At 71.9% G+C, this 23,181-nt stretch carries 16 protein-coding genes and 1 pseudogene; 2 read left to right on the forward strand and 15 right to left on the reverse strand.

Annotation, left to right across the window (positions count from 1 at the left end; all coding sequences use genetic code 11):
- Nucleotides 1–15: 15 nt before the first annotated feature.
- The 3 genes from dnaE to ACFCLZ_RS11175 form a co-directional block, all read right to left on the reverse strand.
- On the reverse strand, nucleotides 16–3,561 hold the full coding sequence (gene dnaE / locus ACFCLZ_RS11165; RefSeq protein WP_380284722.1) for a DNA polymerase III subunit alpha: 3,546 nt from the start codon (nucleotides 3,559–3,561) through the stop codon (nucleotides 16–18).
- A gap of 166 nt (nucleotides 3,562–3,727) precedes the next feature.
- Nucleotides 3,728–4,420 carry a hypothetical protein gene (locus tag ACFCLZ_RS11170; RefSeq protein ID WP_380284723.1) on the reverse strand — a complete coding sequence of 231 codons (693 nt, stop codon included), beginning with the start codon at nucleotides 4,418–4,420 and terminating at the stop codon, nucleotides 3,728–3,730.
- 203 nt (nucleotides 4,421–4,623) lie between these two features.
- Nucleotides 4,624–5,244 carry a dienelactone hydrolase family protein gene (locus ACFCLZ_RS11175; protein ID WP_380284724.1) on the reverse strand — a complete coding sequence of 207 codons (621 nt, stop codon included), beginning with the start codon at nucleotides 5,242–5,244 and terminating at the stop codon, nucleotides 4,624–4,626.
- A 151-nt stretch (nucleotides 5,245–5,395) separates the two neighbouring features.
- Here ACFCLZ_RS11175 and ACFCLZ_RS11180 point away from each other — a divergent pair, with 151 nt between their 5' ends.
- Nucleotides 5,396–7,030 (forward strand): alkaline phosphatase D family protein, encoded by a 1,635-nt coding sequence (locus ACFCLZ_RS11180; RefSeq protein WP_380286140.1) that lies wholly within the window; start codon nucleotides 5,396–5,398, stop codon nucleotides 7,028–7,030.
- Nucleotides 7,031–7,130: 100 nt separating this feature from the next.
- Here ACFCLZ_RS11180 and ACFCLZ_RS11185 read toward each other — a convergent pair whose 3' ends face one another.
- The 6 genes and pseudogenes from ACFCLZ_RS11185 to ACFCLZ_RS11210 all read right to left on the reverse strand — a co-directional run bounded on the left by ACFCLZ_RS11185 (nucleotide 7,131) and on the right by ACFCLZ_RS11210 (nucleotide 13,685).
- Nucleotides 7,131–7,997, reverse strand: coding sequence for an ABC transporter permease (locus tag ACFCLZ_RS11185; protein ID WP_380284725.1), 867 nt, complete (start codon nucleotides 7,995–7,997; stop codon nucleotides 7,131–7,133).
- Nucleotides 7,994–10,840, reverse strand: a complete 2,847-nt coding sequence (locus ACFCLZ_RS11190; protein WP_380284726.1) for an alpha/beta fold hydrolase — start codon at nucleotides 10,838–10,840, stop codon at nucleotides 7,994–7,996. The genes ACFCLZ_RS11185 and ACFCLZ_RS11190 overlap by 4 nt, the downstream gene beginning before the upstream one ends.
- Before the next feature lie 101 nt (nucleotides 10,841–10,941).
- A pseudogene (locus ACFCLZ_RS11195) lies at nucleotides 10,942–11,283 on the reverse strand (GNAT family N-acetyltransferase); the annotation flags it as partial.
- A gap of 49 nt (nucleotides 11,284–11,332) precedes the next feature.
- Nucleotides 11,333–12,271 (reverse strand): RluA family pseudouridine synthase, encoded by a 939-nt coding sequence (locus tag ACFCLZ_RS11200; RefSeq protein WP_380284727.1) that lies wholly within the window; start codon nucleotides 12,269–12,271, stop codon nucleotides 11,333–11,335.
- Nucleotides 12,272–12,335: 64 nt separating this feature from the next.
- Nucleotides 12,336–13,082: a signal peptidase II gene (lspA, locus tag ACFCLZ_RS11205; protein WP_380284728.1), complete on the reverse strand. Its 747-nt coding sequence runs from the start codon at nucleotides 13,080–13,082 to the stop codon at nucleotides 12,336–12,338.
- A gap of 81 nt (nucleotides 13,083–13,163) precedes the next feature.
- Nucleotides 13,164–13,685: a TraR/DksA family transcriptional regulator gene (locus ACFCLZ_RS11210; RefSeq protein WP_380284729.1), complete on the reverse strand. Its 522-nt coding sequence runs from the start codon at nucleotides 13,683–13,685 to the stop codon at nucleotides 13,164–13,166.
- Nucleotides 13,686–14,265: 580 nt separating this feature from the next.
- On the opposite strand from ACFCLZ_RS11210, the gene ileS reads away from it, so the two are divergent.
- Nucleotides 14,266–17,397: an isoleucine--tRNA ligase gene (ileS, locus tag ACFCLZ_RS11215; protein ID WP_380284730.1), complete on the forward strand. Its 3,132-nt coding sequence runs from the start codon at nucleotides 14,266–14,268 to the stop codon at nucleotides 17,395–17,397.
- 147 nt (nucleotides 17,398–17,544) lie between these two features.
- Here the strand turns inward: ileS and ACFCLZ_RS11220 are convergent, their stop codons facing one another.
- The 6 genes from ACFCLZ_RS11220 to ftsZ all read right to left on the reverse strand — a co-directional run bounded on the left by ACFCLZ_RS11220 (nucleotide 17,545) and on the right by ftsZ (nucleotide 22,931).
- Complete coding sequence (locus ACFCLZ_RS11220) at nucleotides 17,545–18,900, reverse strand: DivIVA domain-containing protein (protein ID WP_380284731.1); 1,356 nt, start codon at nucleotides 18,898–18,900, stop codon at nucleotides 17,545–17,547.
- 59 nt (nucleotides 18,901–18,959) lie between these two features.
- The gene (locus tag ACFCLZ_RS11225) at nucleotides 18,960–19,241 is read right to left on the reverse strand and encodes a YggT family protein (protein ID WP_030301231.1); all 282 of its coding nucleotides are present in this window, start codon (nucleotides 19,239–19,241) and stop codon (nucleotides 18,960–18,962) included.
- A 93-nt stretch (nucleotides 19,242–19,334) separates the two neighbouring features.
- A complete protein-coding gene (locus tag ACFCLZ_RS11230; protein ID WP_380284732.1) occupies nucleotides 19,335–19,937 on the reverse strand; it encodes a cell division protein SepF in 603 nt (200 codons plus the stop codon).
- A gap of 227 nt (nucleotides 19,938–20,164) precedes the next feature.
- Nucleotides 20,165–20,971, reverse strand: coding sequence for a YggS family pyridoxal phosphate-dependent enzyme (locus ACFCLZ_RS11235; protein WP_380284733.1), 807 nt, complete (start codon nucleotides 20,969–20,971; stop codon nucleotides 20,165–20,167).
- Nucleotides 20,971–21,702: a peptidoglycan editing factor PgeF gene (pgeF, locus tag ACFCLZ_RS11240; RefSeq protein WP_380284734.1), complete on the reverse strand. Its 732-nt coding sequence runs from the start codon at nucleotides 21,700–21,702 to the stop codon at nucleotides 20,971–20,973. The genes ACFCLZ_RS11235 and pgeF overlap by 1 nt, the downstream gene beginning before the upstream one ends.
- On the reverse strand, nucleotides 21,699–22,931 hold the full coding sequence (gene ftsZ, locus ACFCLZ_RS11245) for a cell division protein FtsZ (RefSeq protein WP_380284735.1): 1,233 nt from the start codon (nucleotides 22,929–22,931) through the stop codon (nucleotides 21,699–21,701). The genes pgeF and ftsZ overlap by 4 nt, the downstream gene beginning before the upstream one ends.
- Between the last annotated feature and the right edge of the window lie 250 nt (nucleotides 22,932–23,181).

The following is a 23,181-nucleotide window of genomic DNA, read 5'->3' on the forward strand; positions in this document are numbered from 1 at the left end:
CCCCGCGAGGATCCGCTATCCCGCCCCGTTGCCCGCGAGGCAGCTCGGCCCGAGCAGCTGCTTCAGGTCCCCGAACAGCGCCGGATCCGACTTCACCCGGTGCCGGTCGAGCCGCAGCACCGTCGTCCTGCTCCGCGCCTCCAGCCGGACCCGCACCTCCGTGGTCCCCCGGTGGCTGCTCAGCACCTCGCCGAGCCGCGCCACCAGCGGGGGCGTCACCTTCGCGCTCGGGATGTTGATGATGATCGGCGCCTCGGCGTGCGCGTTCGACAGGTCCGGGACCGTCAGCTCCATGCCCATCAGCCGCGGCACGTCCTCCCGCTTGTCCAGCTTGCCGCGGACGAACACCACCGTGTCCTCGACCAGCTGCGAGGAGACCAGCTGGTAGCTGGCCGGGAAGAACATGCAGTCGATCGAGCCCGCGAGGTCCTCGACGGTCGCGATCGCCCAGGCGTTGCCCTGCTTGGTCATCTTCCGCTGGAGGCCCGAGATGATGCCGCCGATGGTGACGATCGTCCCGTCCGGCCGTTCGGCGAGGTCCGCGACCGCGCAGTCCGCCTTGTCGGCGAGCACGTGCTCGATGCCGTGCAGCGGGTGCGAGGAGACGTACAGGCCGAGCATCTCCCGCTCCTGGGTGAGCAGGAAGGACTTCTCCCACTCCTCCTCGGAGAACACGACGTCCAGCCCGAAGCTCGGCTCGTCGCTCGTCGTGTCGCCGCCGAAGAGGTCGAACTGCCCCTCGGCCTCCTTGCGCTTGATGCCGACGACGTTGTCGATCATCGGCTCGAACTGCGCGGTGAGGCCCTTGCGGGTGTGCCCGAGCGAGTCGAAGGAACCGGCCTTGATCAGCGATTCCACGGTCCGCTTGTTGCAGACCACCGACTCCACCTTCTCCAGGAAGTCCGGGAAGGAGGAGAACTTCCCCTTGGTCTTGCGGGTCCGGATCATCGACTCGACGACCGGGCCGCCGACGTTGCGGATGGCGGTCAGGCCGAACCGGACGGTGGTGTCACCGTGCGGGGTGAAGTCCGCGTCCGACTCGTTGACGTCCGGCGGCAGGACGTTGATGCCCATCTTGCGGCACTCGTTGAGGTAGACGGCCGACTTGTCCTTGTCGTCCTTCACCGAGGTCAGCAGGCCGGACATGTACTCGGCCGGGTAGTTGGCCTTGAGGTACGCCGTCCAGTACGAGACGAGCCCGTAGCCCGCCGTGTGCGCTTTGTTGAACGCGTAGCCGGAGAAGGGGACGAGGACGTCCCAGACCGCCTGGATCGCCGCGTCCGAGTAGCCGCGCTCCCGGCAGCCCTTCCGGAACGGGACGAACTCGGCCTCCAGGATCTCCTTCTTCTTCTTGCCCATGGCGCGGCGCAGCAGGTCGGCCTGGCCGAGCGAGTAGCCGGCCAGGATCTGCGCGGCCTTCTGCACCTGCTCCTGGTAGACGATCAGGCCGTAGGTGGGCCGGAGCACCTCCTCCAGGGGCTTCTCCAGCTCCGGGTGGATCGGGGTGATCTCCTGCTGCCCGTTCTTGCGCAGCGCGTAGTTGGTGTGCGAGTTGACGCCCATCGGGCCGGGCCGGTACAGCGCCAGCACGGCGGAGATGTCCTCGAAGTTGTCGGGCTTCATCAGGCGCAGCAGCGAGCGCATGGGGCCGCCGTCGAGCTGGAAGACGCCGAGCGTGTCACCGCGCGCCAGCAGTTCGTAGGTCGGCTTGTCGTCCAGGGGCAGATCAAGAAGGTTGATCTTGATGCCCTTGTTCTTCTCGATCGCCTTGACGGCGTCGTCCATGATCGTCAGGTTGCGCAGGCCGAGGAAGTCCATCTTGAGAAGGCCGAGGCCCTCGCAGGTGGGGTAGTCGAACTGCGTGATGGTGACGCCGTCGGTGTGCCGGGTCCAGACCGGGATGTGGTCGGTCAGCGGCTCGGCGGACATGATGACGCCGGCCGCGTGCACCCCGGGCTGGCGGATCAGGCCCTCGATGCCGCGCGCGGTGTCGATCACCTTGCGCACGTCGGGGTCGGTCTCGTACAGCCCGCGGATCTCGCCGGCCTCGCTGTAGCGCGGGTGGCTGCTGTCCGTGATGCCGGACAGCGGGATGCCCTTGCCCATGACGTCCGGCGGCATCGCCTTGGTGATCCGGTCACCCATCGCGTAGGGGTAGCCGAGGACGCGCGAGGAGTCCTTGATGGCGGCCTTCGCCTTGATGGTGCCGTACGTGACGATCATGGCGACCTTGTCGGATCCCCACTTCTCCGTCACGTACCGGATCACGTCACCGCGCCGGCGCTCGTCGAAGTCGATGTCGACATCGGGCATGGAGATGCGCTCGGGGTTGAGGAAGCGCTCGAAGATCAGACCGTGCGGGATCGGGTCGAGGTCGGTGATGCCCATGGCGTACGCGACCAGCGAGCCGGCCGCCGAACCGCGGCCCGGGCCCACCGCGATGCCCTGGCTCTTCGCCCACATGATGAAGTCGGCGACCACGAGGAAGTACGCCGGGAACCCCATCTGGATGATGGTGTCCATCTCGTACTCGGCGAGCTTCTTGTGCTCCTCGTCGTACCCGCCCGGGAAGCGCCAGTCCATGCCCTCCCAGACCTTGGACTTGAAGAAGTCCGCCTCGGACTCGAAGCCCTCCGGGATCGGGAACCGCGGCATGAGGTTGCGGAACTGGAACATGCCCTCGGTGTCGACCCGCGAGGCCACCAGCAGCTGGCTGTTGCGGCAGCCCTCCTGCCAGGCGTCCGACTGGTCCAGCGCGTACATCTCGGCGGCCGACTTGATGTAGTAGCCGGTGCCGTCGAACCGGAAGCGGTCCGGGTCGGAGAGGTTCTTGCCGGTCTGCACGCAGAGCAGCAGGTCGTGGGCGCCGGCGTCGGCCTCGGTGGTGTAGTGCGAGTCGTTGGTGACGACCGGCGGGATGCCGAGCTTCTGGCCGATCTCGATCAGCCCGTCGCGGACCCGCTTCTCGATGCCGAGGCCGTGGTCCATCAGCTCCAGGAAGTAGTTCTCCTTGCCGAAGATCTCCTGGTACTCGGCGGCGGACCGCAGCGCCTCCTCGAACTGGCCCAGGCGCAGCCGGGTCTGCAGCTCGCCGGAGGGGCAGCCGGTGGTGGCCATCAGGCCGCCGGACAGCTCGGAGATCAGCTCCTTGTCCATCCGGGGCCACTTGACCAGCCAGCCCTCGGCGTACGAGCGCGAGGTCAGCTTGAAGAGGTTGTGCAGGCCCTCCTTGTTCCGGGCCCAGATGGTCTTGTGGGTGTAGGCACCGGACGCCGAGACGTCGTCCTTCTTCTGGTGCGGCTGGCCCCACAGGATGCGCTTGGTGTTCGAGCGGGACTCCGGGGCGACGTACGCCTCGATGCCGATCACCGGGGTGATGCCGGCGGCGGTCGCCTGCTTGTGGAACTCGGCCGCGCCGTACATGTTGCCGTGGTCGGTCATCGCGACATGGGTCTGCCCCAGCCGTTCGACCTCCTTGAACATCTGCTTCAGCCGGGCGGCACCGTCCAGCATCGAGTACTCGGTGTGGACGTGCAGATGCGCGAACGGCTGATCGCTCAAGGCGGGGCCTCCGTAGGCTCGGTACAGACAGGCGGGCCGGCGAACGCGCAGGTCACGGCGGGTACCCGGAAACAGATGCGGTCCGAGCCGATAACCGGGCCCGGACCGTCATTCACGCGTTCACGTTCCCACTCTAACCTTCGGCCACTCGACTCCCCGCACGCACTCACCGCGAGGGAACCGACACCGTTGAGCCCGCTCGGGTCAGGGCCGCCAGCCGGTCCCCGGCAGCGGCCCTGACCTCTGCCGTCTCCACCTCGTCCCCCTCCAAATACCTCAACCTCTCCCTGACCTCCACACCGTCCGGAGCCCGCTCCACCCCCAGCAACCGGGCGTCCTCCTCACAGTCCCAAAGACACTCCACATAGATCCCGCCCAACCCCGCCGGATCGATCGCCGCCAGTGCCTCCAGATACCCCACCCGCTCGTGCGAGTGCGGCGTCCACAACCAGAACCGCCGCAGCAGCGACGCCGCACCCCCGGCCTCCGCCCCGAACCCCGCCAGCGCCCGCGCGGTGCGCACCGGCCCGCACCACCGCCGCTCCACCCACTCCCGCTCCAGCCGCTCCACCAGCGCCCCGACGTCCCCCTCCACCGCTACGTCCTCTTGATGCCGCCGCCCCTCGGCCTCCCCCGCCGTCTCCACCCGTACCCCGGCGTCCCGCACCAGCCGCGCCAGATACACCGCCCGCTGATCGGCGTCATCCCACCGCCAGTCCCACCGAACACACCCCTCCACCACCCCAGCAGCCCCCCGCGGATCCTCCGCCACCATCCGCGCCCCGAGCCCCCGCCCCCGCTGCACCATCCCGATCAACGACCCCGCCGGCGCATACCGCCCATCACTCATCCTCGTCACACCCCCATCCTCCCCCGCCCCGGGACCCGCACATCCAGCAGCTCTACCGGAGGTAGTCCGAGAGCGGCCGTGTCACGTCATCGACCAACGATCACGCCCACAGGCCTCGGCCGGGCCGTTTCCCGTTCTCCCCTCAGAGTCTCGATGCCCTCCCGGCGCAGGAAGTCGGCCGGGCCGACTTCCTGCGCCGGGAGGGCCACAGGCTAGGCGTCCAGCTCCGCCAGGAAGTCCAGCGCCACCGCCCAGGTCCGCTCCGCCGCCTCGGCGTCGTAGTCCGCGAGCTCCGGGTCGGTGAAGAGGTGGCCGGCGCCGTGGTAGCGGTGGATCTCGACGTCGGCGCCGGCCTTGCGCATGTTGAGGTACCAGGCGTTCAGCCAGTCCTCCGGCTCGAACGGGTCCGGCTCGGCGACGTGCAGTTGGACGGGGATGGCGGTGGCCGCGTCCTCGCGGAGGTCGGAGGTGCCGTGCAGGAGGAGCAGGCCGCGGGCGTTCTCGTCGGCGAGGGCGAGGTTCTGGGCGAGCGAGCCGCCGAGCGAGAAGCCGGCGTAGACCAGGGCGGCGCCGGAGGCCAGCAGCGGGGCGGCCGCGCCGACCGCCCGGCGCAGGAGTTCGTCGCTGCCCAGCTCCTCCTTGTACGCCATGCCCTCCTCGACGTCGTCGAAGGTGCGCCCCTCGTAGAGGTCGGGGGTGTGCACGGTGTGCCCGGCGGCGCGCAGCCGGTCGGCGGCGGCGTGGACGGCGGGGCGCAGGCCGTAGGCGGAGTGCAGGAGCAGGATCTGGGCCACGGGGGGAACTTCCTTGCAGCGGGCGGGGAACCGTCCCATCATCGCGCATGGCCGCCAGGTGGCCGCGCCCACCCGGCGGGATGGCGCGACCTCACGCACCGGTGAATCGGCGACGAACAGTCAGTTCACCCTATGGAACAGATCGTTACCCACCGGTAGCCTGTCGGCCGTGACTGACCTTGTCAATGACATGACCGCCGCCCGCCCACACCGCCGCCAGGTGCTCAAGGCCACCGCCGCCGTGGCGGGCGCCGCCGCCCTGCCGCTGACCCTCGGCGCCACGGCCCAGGCCGCCACCGCCCCGCAGTTCCTGCACGGCGTCGCCTCGGGCGACCCGCTGCCCGACGGGATCCTGCTCTGGACCCGCGTCACCCCGGCCCCCGAGGCCGTCCCCGGCTCCGGCCTGGGCACCGACACCGAGGTCCGCTGGGAGCTCGCCGCCGACAAGGGCTTCACCCGGATCGCGGCGAGCGGCACCGTGACCACCTCCGCCGCCACCGACCACACCGTCAAGGCGGACGTCCGCGGCCTCGCCCCGGACACCGCCTACTGGTACCGCTTCACCGCCGGCGCCACGACCTCCCCGGTCGGCCGCACCCACACCACCCCGGCCGCCGACGCCGCCCTCGACCGGCTCCGCTTCGGCGTCGCGTCCTGCGCCAACTGGGAGGCCGGCTACTTCTCCGCCTACCGCCACCTGGCGGCCCGCGGCGACCTCGACGCCTTCCTCTTCCTCGGCGACTACATCTACGAGTACAGGACCGGCGAGTTCTGCGCCGCCGGCTCCGTGGTCCGCCCGCACGCGCCCGCCCACGAGATCCTCACCCTCGCCGACTACCGCACCCGCCACGGCCGGTACAAGACGGACGAGGACCTCCAGGCGCTGCACGCCCAGGTCCCGGCCATCGCGATCTGGGACGACCACGAGTTCGCCAACGACGCCTGGTCCGGCGGCGCCGAGAACCACACCCCCGGCACCGAGGGCGACTGGGCGGCCCGGGTCGCCGCCGCCAAGCAGGCCTACTTCGAGTGGATGCCGGTCCGCCCCTCCATCGCCGGCACCACCTACCGCCGCCTGCGCTACGGCAAGCTCGCCGACCTGCACCTGATGGACCAGCGCTCGTTCCGCTCCCAGCAGGTCAAGGTCGGCAACGGCGACGTCGACTCGGCCGACCGCAGCATCACCGGCCGCGCCCAGATGGACTGGCTGAAGTCCGGCCTCTCCGCCTCCGACACCACCTGGCGCCTGATCGGCAACGAGGTGATGATCTCCCCGGTCGCGTTCCTCTCGCTGCCGGACTACCTGCTGCGCCCGCTGGCCAAGCTGCTCGGCCTGCCCGGCGAGGGCCTGGCGATCAACACCGACCAGTGGGACGGCTACACCCACGACCGCCGCGAGCTGCTCGGCCACCTCAAGGCGAACGGCATCACCAACACCGTCTTCCTCACCGGCGACATCCACTCGGCCTGGGCGTCGGACGTCCCGAACGAGGCCGCGACCTACCCGCTGTCGGGCAGCGCCGCCACCGAGTTCGTGGTCACCTCGGTCACCTCGGACAACATCGACGACGTCCTCAAGGTCGCGCCGCAGACCCTCTCGCTGGTCGCCGCCACCGCGATCAAGGCCGCCAACCCGCACGTCAAGTGGGTCGACCTGGACTCGCACGGCTACGGCGTCCTGGAGGTCACCCCGGCCCAGACGCAGATGGACTACTACGTCCTCTCCGACCGGACCCGCAAGGACGCCACCAGCAAGTGGACGCGCTCCTACCGCACCAAGTCCGGCACCCAGCGGATCGAACGGGTCTACTCCCCCGTCAAGTAGCCACCACCGCACCCGGCCCCGCCCTCCGGCCGCCCCCGGAGGGCGGGGCCCCTGCCGTCCGGCCGCCCGAAGCCACCGGGCGACGGCGTCCCGCGACCCCCTACGACACCACGTCCTTGCGGGTGAACCCCCGGAAGGCGAGCGCCAACAGCACCACCGCGTAGGACAGCGACAGCGAGACGCCCTGCACCATGCCGCCCCACTCCATCCGCGGCTGCAGGGCATCCGCCCACGCGTACTGCCAGTGCGCCGGCAGCCAGGCCCGCAGGTCCCCGAGCGCCGTGATGGCGTCCAGCACCCCGGTGACGATCGACGCGAACACCGCCCCGCCGACCGCCCCCAGCGGCGCGTCCGTGGCGGTGGAGAGCCAGAACGCCGCCGCGGCGATCACGATCTCGCTCAGGAAGACGAACGCCACCGCGACCGCCAGCCGGGGCAGCGCCTCCCCCGCGGTCAGGCTCGCCCCGGCGGGCAGCCGCAGGTCGCCCCAGCCGTACGCCGCGGTGCCGACCGCCAGCCCGACCAGCGGCAGCAGCGTCACGGCCGCCGCCGAGAAGAGCAGCCCCACCAGGAACTTGCGCACCAGCAGCCGCGCCCGCGGCACCGGCGCGGCCAGCAGGTAGCGCAGCGAGGACCAGCTGGCCTCCGAGGCCACCGTGTCACCGCAGAACAGCGCGACCGGGATCACCAGCAGGAAGCCGGTACCCATGAACAGCATGGTCACCGCGAAGTTCGGCCCGGACGAGGTGGCGAGCTCGATGAACGTGGTCCGGTCGGTCCGCCCGGGGGTGCCCGCGACCGCGAACGCCGCCAGGACGAGCAGCGGCATCGCGGCCAGCACCCCGCCGACCACCAGCGTCCGGCGCCGCCGCAGCTGCCGGACCACCTCGACCCGGAACGGCAGCGTCCGCCCGGCCCGGTAGCCGGCCGCGTGATCGGCCGACCCGTCAGCAATCACGGCGCTCACGCCGCACCTCCGATCAGCGACAGGAACGCGTCCTCCAGCCGGCGCTGCGGCCCGGCCGACTCCACCGGCACCCCGAGCCGCACCAGCTCGGCGAGCAGCTGACTGCCCGCCATGCCGTCCAGCCGGACGAGCAGCCCGCCCTCCACGGCCTCGGCCGACCCGACCCCGTCCAGCGCGGCCGCCTTGTCGGCCGCCGCCGCCAGCTCCGCCGCCCCGAACGAGGCGTCGGTGCCGATCAGCAGCTGCGCGCCCGCGCCGACGATCTCCGCGACAGCGCCGGTGGTGACCAGCCGGCCCCGGTCCATCACCACCAGGTCGGTGCAGCTCTGCTCCACCTCGGCCAGCAGGTGGCTGGAGACGATGACGGTCCGCCCGGCCGCCGCGTACCGGATCATCACCTCGCGCATCTCGCGGATCTGCGGCGGGTCGAGCCCGTTGGTCGGCTCGTCGAGGATCAGCAGGTCCGGCAGGCCGAGCATGGCCTGGGCGATCGCCAGGCGCTGCCGCATGCCCTGGGAGTAGGTGCGCACCGCCCGGTCCAGCGCCTCGCCGAGACCGGCGATGGCCAGCGCCTCCTCCAGGTGCGCGTCCGCCTCCGGACGGCCGGTGGCCTGCCAGTACAGCCGCAGGTTGGCGCGCCCGGTGAGGTGCGGCAGGAAGCCCGCGCCCTCGACGAAGGCGCCGACCCGGGAGAGCACCGGCGCGCCGGGCCGCACCCGGTGGCCGAAGATCCGGATCTCGCCGGCGTCCGGCCGGATCAGGCCCATCAGCATCCGCAGCGTGGTGGTCTTGCCCGCGCCGTTGGGCCCGAGCAGGCCGAGCACCTGGCCCTGCTCCACCCGGAAGCCCAGGTCGCGGACGGCGTACCGGTCGGCGGCGCCCTTGTAGCGCTTGCTCAGGCCGGTGATCTGCAGCGGCACCCCGGCCAGCTCCGGGTCGTACGCCGGTCCGTGCGCCCGGCGCGCGGCCCGGGCCGCGCGCAGCCGCGGCGCCAGCACCAGCGCGGCGGCCAGCGCGAGCGCGACCAGCGGCAGCACCCAGGTCCGGGACGGCAGCGGCGCCGCCTCGGTGACCAGCCCGTCCACGGTCGGCAGCGTCAGCGGTCCGGTGACGGCCGCCCGGTAGGTGGCGGGCTCGACGGGCGAGGCGTACGCGAGATCGGTCGAGGCGAGCACCAGCCGCAGCCGGTGCCCGGAGTCGAAGGTGTGGTCGACGGTGGGCAGCGCCACCGTGACGGTACGGCCCTCGGGTGCGTCCGCGCCGGTCACCCGCAGCGGCGCGGACAGCTGCTGCGGCAGGCTCTGCTTGCCGTCCGGGGCGACGTCGTACAGCTTGGCGAAGAGCACCGCGTCCGGCCGGTCCGCCCGCACCCTGACCTGCACGGTCGGCTGTCCGGTCAGGTGCACCGCGTCGTCCAGCGCCGCCGACTCGAAGGCGGCGAACTGCCCGGGGAAGTCCAGCGAGAGCCCGGCGCCCAGCGAGGACGCCTGGCTGAGCGCGCCGCCGAAGCCCGGCAGCGCGGAGATGTTGGGCGGTGAGCCGCCGGCCGGGTTGGCGAAGGCCTGCTCGGGCTCGCCGGTGGGGGCCTTCAGCTCGACCTGCCGCGAGCCGGTGCCTCCGAGGCCCGGGTAGGCGTCCGCGGTCGCTCCGCGCAGCACCGCCTGGAAGCCCGTCGAGTCGACCCCGCCGGTCCGGGTCACCCGGAACGCCGGGCCGGCGACGGCACCACCGTCGCCCTCCGGGCCGTCACCCTTCAGACCATCACTCTTCAAGAACCGGTCGAACCACTCCGCCACCCGGGCGTCCACCCGGTCACTGGTGTCGGTCGCGCCGTCGTGCCCGCCGGCGAACCAGTCCACCGCCACCGGGGCCCCGTTGGCGGCCACCGCCCGGGCGATCGCGTCGCCCTGGTCCAGCGGGAACAGCGAGTCCTGCTGGCCCTGGATCACCAGCGTGGGCGCCTTCAGCCGCGCGGCGACCGAGGACGGGCTGGAGCGGTCGAGCAGCGCCACGGCCTCCGGATCGGCGTGCCCGGAGGTCGCCACCCGGTCGTACATCCGGCACAGCTCGTCCAGGAACCGGCCGCAGCCGACCTGCCCGCCGCCCTGCTCGGGCGCCAGGGCCGGCCGCGCCGCACCGCCGGACGGTCCGAGCTCGCCCACCGAACCGGTGGTGAAGAAGATCCCGGCCCACAGCTTCTTGAACACGCCGTCGACCGCGCCCGAGCCGCGCACCCCCTGCGGGAACAGCGCGTCGGCCAGGTTCCACCAGGTGATCGCACTGGCGACGGCGTCGATCCGGCTGTCGTAGGCCGAGCCGAGCAGCGCCACCGCGCCGCCGTACGAGGCCCCGGTGATCCCCACCCGGGGGTCGCCGGGGCCGTCCAGCCGCACTTCGGGGCGCTGCGCCAGCCAGTCGACCAGGTGCTTGACGTCCTCGACCTCGCGGTCCGGCGCGTTCAGCCCGATCCGCCCGCCGGAGCGCCCGAAGCCGCGCGCCGACCAGGTCAGCACCGCGTACCCCTGCCGGGCGAGTTCCTGGGCGCGTTCCCGCTCGCCCTCCTTGGAGCCGCCGAAGCCGTGCCCGAGCAGGACGGCCGGGCGCGGGCTGTCGCCGGTGGTGAAGAAGGACGTGTCCAGCTGGACGACCTGCGTGCTGCCGGGCGTCTCGGGCATCGCGAGGAAACGGTCCTCCTGGCGGACGGCCCGCTCACCGCCCGCCGCGACGGCCACCGCCGTCCCTACCCCGGCCACGGCCACCAGGGCGACCGCGCCGGCCACCAGTCTCCGTCCGGCGGCCGTCCCACGGCCTCGCCACCGGCGCCACGCCCCTCCGAGCTCCATGGCGGTGATCGTAGCCGCCACCGGAGTAGGCGTCCGATAAAACCACTACAGCCACCGCCGAGGCCGCAGCCCCGCGGCACCCGGGCCCGCGGCACCCGGTCCTACAGCGCCCGGGTCATCGTCCGGTGCGGGATGCCGGCGTCGTCGTACAGCGGCCCCTCGGCCGCGTAGCCCAGGCGCTCGTAGAACCCGAGCGCCCGCACCTGCGCGTGCAGCTCCACCTCGCGCGCCCCGCGCGCCAACCCCGCGGCCTCGACCGCCCGGACCAGGTCCGCGCCGAGCCCGGTCCCCCGGGCCGTCCTCAGCACCGCGAGCCGGCCGAGCAGCACCCGCCCCTCGATCCCGCCGGTGATCTTCAGCGCCTGCTCCCCGAAGATCAGCCGGGCGGTCCCGACCGGCTCACCGTCCGGGCCGAGCGCCAGCAGGTGCTCCGAGGTCGCGTCGAGGTCTCCCCCCGCGCCACCCGGATCGTCGCCGCCGTCCCCGCGCTCCTCAGCTCTCCGAGGCGATGATGTCCAGCGCCTTCCGCAGGTCCGCGGAGTACTCGCTGGTGAACTGGACCCACTCGCCGTCCGCCGGGTGCTCGAACCCGAGCGACACCGCGTGCAGCCACTGCCGGGTCAGGCCCAGCCGCTTGGCGAGCGTCGGGTCGGCGCCGTAGGTGAGGTCGCCCACACAGGGGTGGCGCAGCGCGGACATGTGGACGCGGATCTGGTGGGTGCGGCCGGTCTCCAGCTTGATGTCCAGCAGCGAGGCGGACCGGTAGGCCTCGATGAGGTCGTAGTGGGTGACCGACGGCTTGCCCTCGCGGGTGACGGCCCACTTCCAGTCGGAGCTGGGGTGCCGTCCGATCGGCGCGTCGACGGTGCCGCTGAGCGGGTCCGGGTGGCCCTGGACCAGCGTGTGGTACTTCTTCTCGGTCACCCGGTCGTGGAACTGCCGCTTGAGGTCGGTGTAGGCGCGCTCCGACTTGGCGACCACCATCAGGCCGGAGGTGCCGACGTCGAGCCGGTGCACGACGCCCTGGCGCTCGGCGGCGCCCGAGGTGGAGATCCGGTAGCCGGCCGCGGCGAGCCCGCCGATCACGGTGGGGCCGGTCCAGCCGGGGCTGGGGTGCGCGGCGACGCCGACCGGCTTGTCGACGAGCACGATGTCCTCGTCGTCGTGGACGATGCGCATGCCCTCGACCGGCTCGGCGACGATCCGCACCGGCGCGGCGGGCGCCGGGATCTCGACCTCCAGCCAGGAGCCGGCGGTGACCCGGTCCGACTTGCCGGCGACGGCGCCGTCGAGCGTCACCTTCCCGTCGGCGGCCAGCTCGGCGGCCTTGGTCCGGGAGAAGCCGAACATCCGGGCCAGGGCGGCGTCGAGGCGTTCGCCCTCCAGGCCGTCGGGAACGGGGAGGCTACGGGTCTGCGCTGCGGTACTCACCCGTACGAGTATGCCGGACGCGCGCAGCCCCGCCGTCCGCTCCCGTCCCGGCCCCGGGCGGGCGCTACTCGGCCTGGTCGGCCTTCTCGCCCTTGTCCGGCTGCTGGTGCACGGTGCCGTCCGGGTTGCTGCCGCGGAAGGAGAGCAGGACGACGAGGATGCCGCCGCAGACGATCGCCGAGTCGGCGAGGTTGAAGACCGCGAAGTGCTGGACGGAGATGAAGTCCACCACGTGCCCGCGGAAGACGCCGGGTGAGCGGAACAGCCGGTCGGTGAGGTTGCCGAGCGCCCCGCCGAGCAGCAGGCCGAGCGCGATCGCCCAGGGCAGGCTGTACAGCCGCCGGGCGATCCGCCAGATCACCACGATGACGGCCGAGGCGATCATGGTGAAGACGACGGTCAGCGCCTGCCCCATGCCGAAGGCGGCGCCGGAGTTGCGGATCACCTGGAAGGTCACCACGTCGCCGATCACCTTGATCGCCGCGTGGTTCTCCAGCCGGGCCACGACCAGCAGCTTGCTGCCGAAGTCGATCAGGAAGGCGAGCAGGGCGACGACCAGCAGCACGCCGACCCGGCGGGGCCCCTTGGGCGCCTCGGCCGGCGCGGCCTCCCCGGTCGGGGCCGGTTCCTCGATCTGCACGGGAGCCTCCGGCTGCGCGGCGCGCGCCTCCCCGTCGGCCGGGGCCCCGGCCGCGACGTCGGCGGGCGTCGGGACGGACTCGTCCCGGGTCTGGGGGGAACCTTGCGTACTGATGATCCGCTCCGCTGCCGTGACATGGGGGGCCGAGGGCCGGTGGGAGACCCGATCCACCGAGGGGTCGGGCGACGTTACGGGGTCGAGCCTACGGCAAGCCCGACCCCCCGCGTCGCCCCGGTCGGTCACCCGGAGTCGTCAGCGGCGTTCCTGCTTCGCCTTGCACTGGACGCAGAGCGTCGCCCGCGGGAAGGCCTGCATCCGCGCCTTGCCGATGGCCTGGCCGCAGGACTCGCAGGTGCCGAAGCCGACGCCCTCCAGCCGGGCCAGCGCGCGCTCGGTCTGGGCCAGGCTGTCGCGGGCGTTGTTGGCCAGCGCCAGCTCGCTCTCCCGCGAGATGTTCTTCGTACCGGCGTCCACCTGGTCGTCGCCGGCTCCGTCGTTGGAGTCGCGCATCAGCCCGGTGATGGCGGCCTCGGCCGCGCCGATCTCGTGCTGGAGCCGCTCCAGCTCGCTGATCAGCTCGGCGTGCAGCTCGTGCACCTCCTCGGAGGTCCACGGGTCCTCGCCGGGCCGGACCGGAAGGTCGGCCGGGTCGACCGACTCCGCGCCGCCGCCGACGGGCCGGGCGGTGGTCCCGGCCGCGGCCGGGGTGCGGGTGCGGCCCGGGGCCACGAGGGCGGTGTCATTGGTGTTCTTGCGCCGTGCGGTAGTGGTCACGGTCCCCTCCCCTGGGTCGCCTGCCACGGCCTTGCGTGCCCGCTTGGTGGCGGTGCCCGCGCCGGTTGCCTTCTCAGCCATGGCTTCGACCCCATCTACGAACGAATCGAGCCGCCGGTTCCCGGCGGCCTCCAGTGCCGGAACGATAATCCCGATCAAAAACGGTCACAACATGACATACCGGCGCCCCACAATGATCCCACCCGGGAAGACGTCACACGCGCCACGCCCAGCACGCCGAACAGAGTTGTGCCCCCCGCCCCGGCGCGCCGAAACCGACTTGCGACGGCCGATACACTGGGCCTGCAAGGCACAGATGGGGACGAGTACCGCAGTACGCAGCCACCAGCGACCCGGGGACGGTGCGAGCCCGGGGGTGTGCACAGCGCGAAGATCACCCCGGAGCCGCCGGAAGAACGGTCCGCGACATCGGTCGTCGGCCCACTAGACCCGGCAGCAAGCCCAAACAAGAGGGCCGCAGCCAGTACCGCGGCCAAGGAGGGTGGTACCGCGGGACGGCAAGCCGTCTCGTCCCTCCGTCGGATCCCGCCCACGCATCCGCCGGAGGTAGACGCCCGCGATGGCCAGCTCTTACAACCCCGTCCCCGCCCAGGTGGACCTGCCCGCCCTCGAACACCAGATCCTCTCCTTCTGGCAGGACAACAAGGTGTTCCAGCGCAGCCTGGAGCAGTCCGAGGGCCGCCCGGAGTGGGTCTTCTACGAGGGCCCGCCGACCGCCAACGGCATGCCCGGCGCCCACCACATCGAGGCCCGCGTCTTCAAGGACGTCTTCCCGCGCTACCGGACCATGAAGGGCTACCACGTCGCCCGCAAGGCCGGCTGGGACTGTCACGGCCTCCCGGTCGAGCTGGCCGTCGAGAAGGAGCTGGGCTTCTCCGGCAAGCAGGACATCGAGGCGTTCGGCATCGCCGAGTTCAATGCCAAGTGCCGCGAGTCGGTGACCCGCCACACCGACGCGTTCACCGAGCTCACCACCCGGATGGGCTACTGGGTCGACCTGGACCAGGCCTACCGCACCATGGACCCGTCCTACGTGCAGTCCGTCTGGTGGTCGCTCAAGCAGATCTTCGACAAGGGCCTGCTGGTCCAGGACCACCGGGTCGCCCCCTGGTGCCCGCGCTGCGGCACCGGCCTCTCCGACCACGAGCTGGCCCAGGGCTACGAGACCGTCGTCGACCCCTCGGTCTTCGTCCGCTTCCCGCTGACCAGCGGCCCGCTGGCCGGCCGGGCCGCCCTGCTGGTGTGGACCACCACCCCGTGGACCCTGGTCTCCAACACCGCCGCCGCCGTGCACCCCGAGGTCACCTACGTGGTGGCCACCGACGGCACCGAGCAGCTCGTGGTCGCCGAGCCGCTGCTGGCCAAGGCCCTCGGCGAGGGCTGGGAGCCGACCGGCGAGTCCTTCACCGGCGCCGAGATGGAGCGCTGGGCGTACCGCCGCCCGTTCGACCTGGTCGAGATCGAGAACGCGCACTACGTCCTCAACGCCGAGTACGTCACCACCGAGGACGGCACCGGCATCGTCCACCAGTCGCCCGCCTTCGGCGCCGACGACCTCGCGACCTGCCGCAAGTACGGCCTGCCGGTGGTCAACCCGGTGCTGGCCGACGGCACCTTCGGCCCCGAGGTCCCGCTGGTCGGCGGCCAGTTCTTCAAGAAGGCCGACGAGGCCCTGGTCGCGGACCTCAAGGACCGCGGCCTGCTCTTCCGCCACCTGCCGTACGAGCACAGCTACCCGCACTGCTGGCGCTGCCACACCGCGCTGCTCTACTACGCGCAGCCGTCCTGGTACATCCGCACCACCGCCGTCAAGGACGCGATGATCCGGGAGAACGAGGCCACCAACTGGTTCCCTGACAACGTCAAGCACGGCCGCTTCGGCGACTGGCTGAACAACAACATCGACTGGGCGCTCAGCCGCAACCGCTACTGGGGCACCCCGCTGCCGATCTGGCGCTGCGAGGAGAACCACCTCACCTGTGTCGGCTCGCTGGCCGAGCTGTCCGAGCTCACCGGCACCGACCAGGGCGGCCTCGACCCGCACCGCCCGTACATCGACGAGGTCACCTTCGACTGCCGCGAGTGCGGCGGCACCTCGACCCGCGTGCCCGAGGTCATCGACGCCTGGTACGACTCGGGCTCGATGCCCTTCGCCCAGTACGGCTACCCGTACCAGAACAAGGAGCTGTTCGAGAAGCGCTACCCGGCGCAGTTCATCTCCGAGGCGATCGACCAGACCCGCGGCTGGTTCTACACCCTGATGGCCGTCGGCACCCTGGTCTTCGACAAGAGCTCGTACGAGAACGTCGTCTGCCTGGGCCACATCCTGGCCGAGGACGGCCGCAAGATGTCCAAGCACCTGGGCAACATCCTGCAGCCGATCCCGCTGATGGACCAGCACGGCGCCGACGCCGTCCGCTGGTTCATGGCCGCCGGCGGCTCGCCCTGGTCGGCCCGCCGGGTCGGCCACGGCACCATCCAGGAGGTGGTCCGCAAGACCCTCCTCACCTACTGGAACACCGTCGCCTTCCAGGCCCTCTACGCCCGCACCTCCGCCTGGGCGCCGTCCGCGGCCGACCCGGCCCCGGCCGACCGCCCGCAGCTGGACCGCTGGGTGCTCTCCGAGCTGAACACCCTGGTCCGCGAGGTCGACGCGGCCTTCGAGGCGTACGACACCCAGCGCGCCGGCAAGCTGCTCTCCGGCTTCGTCGACGACCTCTCCAACTGGTACGTGCGCCGCGGCCGCCGCCGCTTCTGGCAGGGCGACGCCGCCGCGCTCGCCACCCTGCACGAGGCCCTGGAGACCGTCACCCGGCTGATGGCCCCGCTCACCCCGTTCATCACCGAGCGGGTCTGGCAGGACCTGGTCGTCCCGGTCGCCCCGGACGCCCCGGCCTCGGTCCACCTGGCCACCTGGCCGCAGGCGGACGAGTCGCTGGTCGACGCCGACCTCTCCCGGCACATGGCGCTGGTCCGCCGCCTGGTCGAGCTGGGCCGGGCCACCCGCGCCGAGTCCGGGGTGAAGACCCGTCAGCCGCTGTCCCGCGCGCTGATCGCCGCCCAGGGCTGGGACGAGCTGCCCGCCGATCTGCGCGCGCAGATCGCCGAGGAGCTCAACGTCTCCGCCCTGGAGTCGCTCGCCGAGGTCGGGAGCTCGCTGGTCGACACCACCGCCAAGGCCAACTTCCGGGCGCTGGGCAAGCGCTTCGGCAAGGGCGTGCAGGACGTCGCCAAGGCGGTCGCCGCCGCGGACGCCGCCGAGCTCGCCGCCGAACTGCGGGCCCAGGGCACCACCTCCGTCGAGCTGAACGGCGAGAGCGTCGCGCTCTCCCCCGACGAGGTGATCATCACCGAGACCCCGCGCGAGGGCTGGGCCGTCGCCAACGAGTCCGGCGCCACCGTCGCCCTCGACCTGGCGATCACCCCCGCGCTCAAGCGCCTCGGCATCGCCCGCGACGCGATCCGCCAGATCCAGGAGGCCCGCAAGAACTCCGGCCTGGACGTCGCCGACCGCATCGTCCTGCGCTGGCGGGCCACCAGCGACGAGACCGCGGAGGCCATCGCCGAGCACGGCGCCCTCGTCGCCGAGGAGGTCCTCGCCACCGACTTCGCCGCCGGCGCCGCCGACTGGCAGTCCGACACCTTCTCCGACGACTCCCTCGGCCTCGCCTTCCAGCTCCGCAAGGCCTGACCGAACCCGCCGAAGCCGCCGCCGGTCCACGACCGGCGGCGGCTTCGGCGTGCCCGCTCCTCCAGAACCGGCGCGCCCACAACGCAGAGCGCCCCCTCCCCGACCCCGAAGGGTCGAGAAGGGGGCGCTCCCGACAGCGGCTACCGCCTAGTTGTCGCCGTCCTCGTCGATCAGGAAGCCCCGCATCGGCGCCGGCGCCTGCTGCATCGGCTGCGGCGGCTGCGGCCGCACGGCCGCCATCGGCTGGGTCATCCCGGCCGGCTGCATCTGCGGCGCGCCCGAGTTGCCACCCGAGGCCTGCCCGCCGAAGCCCTGCCCGCCCGAGTTCCCGCCGAAGGAGCCCTGCCCGCCGAAGGAGGGCTGGTTCCCGCCGAACGCCGGCTGGCTGCCGCCGAAGCTCGGCGACGGGCTGCTCATCGCGCTCGCACCGGCCGGAGCCATCGACGACGCGGCCGGCGGCAGCGACGCGGTGGCCGGGATCCGCGGCGGGGCAAGCGAGTCGTCCGCCTGCGACTCCAGCTGGCGCAGCTGGGTCTCCAGGTAGGACTTCAGGCGCGTCCGGTACTCACGCTCGAACGCCCGCAGGTCCTCGACCTTGCGCTCCAGCGTGGCGCGGGCGGACTCCAGCGAGCCCATCGCGACCCGGTGCTTCTCCTGGGCGTCCCGCTCCAGCGCGTCGGCCTTGGCGCGGGCGTCCCGCTCCAGACCCTCGGCGCGGCTGCGGGCCTCGCCGACGATCTTGTTGGCCTCGGAGCGCGCCTCGGAGATCGCCTGGTCGGCGGTCTGCTGAGCGAGCGCCAGCACGCGGGCGGCGCTGTCGCCGCCGGGGCTCTGTTGCTGCTGCTGCATCGGGGCGCCGAGCGGGCCGCCCATCTGCTGCTGCGGGCCGCCCATCGGGCCGCCCATCTGCTGCATCTGCTGCTGGCCCATGCCCTGGCCCATGGGGTTGCCCATGCCCTGCGGGCCACCGGGGCCGCCCATCGGCTGGAGCATCTGACCGCCCATCGGCTGGACCAGCTGCTGCTGGCCGCCCATGGTCTGACCCATCTGCTGCTGCGGGCCACCGGGGCCGCCCATCGGACCGCCCTGGCCGGCGGGGAGCTGCGGGGCACCTGACGGCAGGCCGAGCGGCTGGTTGCCCATCTGCTGCTGCTGCTGCGGGCCGGGACCCATCTGCTGCTGCGGACCACCCGGGCCCATCTGCTGCGGGCCACCGGGGCCGCCCTGCTGGCCAGGGACCGGCGGGCCGGATATGGCGGCCGGCACGGGGGCGCCGGGACGGGCGTCCTGCGGCGGCTCCTTGCGCATGTTGGCCTGGTTCTGCGCGGCGGCCCGGGTCGCGGCGGCCAGCTTGGCGCGCAGGTCCTCGTTCTCGCGGAGGAGACGGGTCAGCTCCGCCTCGACCTCGTCGAGGAAGGCATCGACCTCGTCCTCGTCATAGCCTTCGCGCAGGCGGACGGTCGTGAACTGCTTGTTCCGAACGTCCTCGGGGGTCAATGGCATCTCTTCACCTCAACGTGATCGTCGGCACACCGGCATCCTGTCGCATCGCTCACCTACGACTAGGGCCGCACAAGCGAGATCAGGACATACACAATGATCATCAGTACGAAGAAGGACAGGTCGAGCGCCACGCCCCCGAGACGCAGCGGCGGAATGAACCGCCGCAGAAGCTTGAGCGGCGGATCCGTGACAGTGTACGTGGCCTCCAGGACCAGGACCATGGCCTTGCCCGGCCGCCACGAACGTGCGAACTGGAACACCCAGTCCATCACCAACCGCACCAGCAGGAACACCAGGAAGACGGTCAGTGCGTAGTAGAGCACTGCCCACACGATCTCCATCGCGCTTCCCTCTCCCCTGTTCTCGGCCCTGGGGGCCGCTCTCCTGTCGCTCACTCACTGTCGATCAGATCCACACGTAAAGTCGTGGCCGGGTCAGCTCTGGTTGAAGAACCCACCCTCGGCGATCCGAGCCTTGTCCTCCGCCGTGACATCGACGTTAGCAGGCGACAGGAGGAACACCTTCTGCGTCACGCGCTCGATACTGCCGTGCAGACCGAAGACGAGTCCAGCCGCGAAGTCTACGAGTCGCTTGGCGTCGGTGTCGTCCATCTCCGTGAGATTCATGATCACGGGGGTGCCGCCGCGGAACTGTTCGCCGATGGTACGGGCCTCGTTGTAGGTCCTCGGGTGCAGCGTGGTGATGCGGTAGGGCTCTCGTTCGTTCACGACCTTGGGCATGATCACCGGGGCGCTCTTCTCCAGGTTGTGGCGGCGTTCGGGTGTGATGGACGACACTGGGGCCATCCTCGGGGTCTCCTGGCGGATCGGGACGGCGGCCGGCACCGGCTGCGGGGCGATCGAGGAGACCGGCGCGGGCACCGGCGCGGCCGGCCGGGGGATGTCCTCGGTCCGTCCGGTCCGGATCGGTTCGGGGTCCGCGTCGTAGTCGTCATCGGGGTCGTACCCCTGGCCGTCGTACGTCTCGTCCTCCACGAGGCCGAGGTAGACCGCCATCTTGCGCATCGCGCCGGCCATGCTCCTGTCTCCTCCGCTTGTGGTGGACCGGCTCCCTCCCGGCGGCCGGGCCGTGCGGCCCCGCCTGCGGATTCCGCGGTCCGCCCACGACGCTCCGTCAGGCCGACGGCCGGTCAGAGTTCGTGGGTGAGGGCCGCGGAGCTGCGATCCACGGTTGGCTAGCGCTCAGATAAGCTGCTAGCTTCTGTCCTATTTTGTCCTGCAGTCTGATCTACTACCCGGTGACGTTACCCGAGGGGTGACCGCACTCCGAGTACCGCCGTTCCGACGCGCACATGTGTCGCTCCGGCGGCAACGGCCTGCTCAAGGTCGCCGCTCATCCCTGCCGACACCATGGTGGCAGCCGGATGGGCGGTCCGTACGGCGGTTGCGATTTCCGCCAGCCGATCGAAGGCCGCGGCCGGATCGCCGGCCAGCGGCCCGGCCAGCGGAGCGACCGTCATCACACCGTCCAGGCGCAGCCCGGGCGTGTCGGCGATCGCGTCGGTCAGCGCCGCGACGTCCGCCGGGGCGACCCCGGCGCGGTGCTCGCCCGCACCGTCCTCCTTGTCCAGCGCGACCTGCACCAGGCAGCCGAGGTCGGCGCGCCCGGCCTTGCGCACCGCCGCACCGAGCGACTCCACCAGCCGCAGCCGGTCCACCGAGTGGACGTGGTCGGCGTAGCGGACGACCGAGCGGACCTTGTTGGTCTGCAGCTGTCCGACGAAGTGCCAGGCCAGCGGAAGGTTTCTGCACTGCTCCGCCTTGGGCGCGGCGTCCTGGTCGCGGTTCTCCGCGACATCGGTGACGCCCAGACCGGCCAGCAGCGCGGTGTCCTCGGCGGGGTAGGTCTTGGTGACCACGATCAGCCGGACCTCGTCGCGCGCCCGCCCGGCGGCGGCGCAGGCGTCGGCGATCCGGCGCTCGACGACCTCCAGGTTGGTGCCCAGTTCCTCGTAGCGGGCGCGCTGCCCCTCCGTCAGTGCGTCCAGCCAGCCCTTGTCCGGAAACCGCTCGGAGCCGCCCGGGAACGGTCCGTAGATGTCATTCGTCATCAGTGTTCAGAGCCCAACCAGACGTAACTCGCGAGCCGGCCCGTGCGCTGCTCGCGGCGGTAGGAGTAGTGATCGGCGGATTCGAGGGTGCAGACCGGTGAGCGCACCAGCCCGGTGACCCCCGCGGCGGCCAGCTGGGCCGCGACTCCCTCCGGCACGTCCAGCGCCGGGGTCCCCCAGGAGGTCTGCGCGTACGCGGCGGGCACCCGGTCGGCGACCTCGGCGCGCAGCTGCGCGGGCACCTCGTAACAGCGGCCGCAGACGGCGGGACCGGTGGCGGCGGTGATCCGCCCGGGCTCGGCGCCGAGCTCCAGCATCGCCCCGACCACCGCCGGGACCACCCCGGCAGCGAGGCCGGGCCGTCCGGCGTGGGCGGCGCCGACCACGCCCGCGACCGGGTCGGCCAGCAGTACCGGGGTGCAGTCGGCGGTGAGCACCGCCAGCGCCAGCGGCCGGTCGGTGACCACCGCGTCGACGGTCGGGGCCTCCCCCGCCGGCTGGCGCTCCGTCACCACGGACACGTCCGCGCCGTGCACCTGGTTCATCCAGACCACGTCGGCCGGGTCGAGGCCGAGCGCGCGGGCCGCGATCGCCCGGTTCTCCCGGACGGCCGCCGGGTCGTCCCCCACGGCGCCGCCGAGGTTCAGCTCCCCGTACGGCGAAGTGCTCACCCCGCCCCACCGGGTGGTGAAGGCGAAGTGAGCACCGTCGCGGACCGCGTGGTCGATCACTTAAGGAAATCCGGAACGTCGAGCTCCTCGGCCGGGCTCTCCACGAACGGCTGGCGGACCGGCTGCACCTGCGGCGGCACCGGGGCCGCGGTCGCGGTGGCCGGGGCCTCGGCCGGGCGGGCCGGAGCGGCGTCGCTCTCCGGGCGGGAGGTCACCGAGCCGATGCCGCCGTACGAGGGACGGCCGGCCGGGCGCTCGGGGGCGCCGCCGGACGCGGAGGCCGACGGGTTGGCCGAGGCCGCGCTCGCCTTGACCACCGGCTCGCGGACGATGGCCGGCGGCTGACCGCCGTCGAAGCCCGCCGCGATGACGGTGACCCGGACCTCGTCGCCGAGGGCGTCGTCGATGACGGCACCGAAGATGATGTTGGCCTCGGGGTGGGCCGCCTCGCTGACCAGCTGGGCGGACTCGTTGATCTCGAACAGGCCGAGGTCGGAGCCACCGGAGATGGAGAGCAGCACGCCGCGGGCGCCGTCGATCGAGGCCTCCAGCAGCGGCGAGGAGATCGCCATCACGGCCGCGGCCTTGGCGCGGTCCTCACCGCGGGCCGAGCCGATGCCCATGAGCGCCGAACCGGCGTCCGACATGACCGACTTGACGTCGGCGAAGTCGAGGTTGATCAGACCGGGGGTGGTGATCAGGTCGGTGATGCCCTGGACACCGGAGAGCAGGACCTGGTCGGCCGAGCGGAACGCGTCCAGCACGCTGACCTGGCGGTCGGAGATGGACAGCAGTCGGTCATTGGGGATCACGATGAGGGTGTCGACCTCTTCGCGCAGCGAGGCGATGCCGTCCTCGGCCTGGTTCGCACGCCGCCGACCCTCGAAGGTGAACGGGCGGGTGACCACGCCGATGGTGAGCGCGCCCAGCGAGCGGGCGATGTTGGCGACCACCGGGGCGCCGCCCGTGCCGGTGCCGCCGCCCTCGCCGGCGGTGACGAAGACCATGTCGGCCCCCTTGAGGACCTCCTCGATCTCCTCGCGGTGGTCCTCGGCGGCCTTCCGGCCGACCTCGGGGTTGGCGCCGGCGCCGAGGCCCCGGGTGAGTTCACGGCCCACATCGAGCTTGACGTCGGCGTCGCTCATGAGGAGGGCCTGCGCATCGGTGTTGATCGCGATGAACTCGACGCCCTTGAGACCGACCTCGATCATCCGGTTGATGGCGTTGACACCACCGCCGCCGATACCGACGACCTTGATGACTGCGAGGTAGTTCTGCGGTGCTGCCACGTCGAAGGCCTCTCGCCTCGAATTTCCGGGTCGGCCCGAAGCCCGATGCGGGCCGAACCGACGGATGTCGATGGGTAGGGAGCCTGGTTTCTGACGTAATGTCCGAAATGCCGACCGCCGACCCCAACCCTAAACTTGACCTTTAGGGTTAGTGCTGTGCCTCTGTCACATCACCAGGGAACACAGTCTGGTGAGACAGGACACTAGGTGGCTCCGGCCACGTGTTTCAACGAACACGCCGAGCTTCCCT

Origin of the sequence: Kitasatospora purpeofusca (genome assembly GCF_042691725.1) — a bacterium.
Lineage (GTDB): Bacteria > Actinomycetota > Actinomycetes > Streptomycetales > Streptomycetaceae > Kitasatospora > Kitasatospora purpeofusca_B.